This window comes from Clostridium sp. CMCC3677, assembly GCF_023845585.1.
GTDB classification, from domain to species: domain Bacteria; phylum Bacillota; class Clostridia; order Clostridiales; family Clostridiaceae; genus Clostridium; species Clostridium aquiflavi.
In genome coordinates, this window is the sequence record NZ_JAMQHS010000103.1 from 1 (window position 1) to 230 (window position 230).

Here is a 230-nt window from a genome sequence, read left to right on the forward strand (position 1 = left end):
ATGAACTTAGATGGAATAGAAGCAATTTATTTTCAAAATACAAAAGATGAAGAAGAAAATTTCATAAATATAGCTATAGAAAATAATTTATTGATTTCTTGTGGTTCAGATTTTCATGGTAATTTAAAAGATGATAAAAAACATGGCGATATTGGAAGTATGAATATGCCTTCAATTTATTTTGAAAATTTTTTAAATGCTTTGAACATTAAATGATACTTGCTTCATTA

At 23.0% G+C, this 230-nt stretch carries 1 pseudogene; it reads left to right on the top strand.

The features are described 5' to 3' along the window. Window positions 1-216: pseudogene (locus tag NG901_RS16890) on the top strand (phosphatase); the annotation flags it as partial. Window positions 217-230 lie beyond the last annotated feature (14 nt).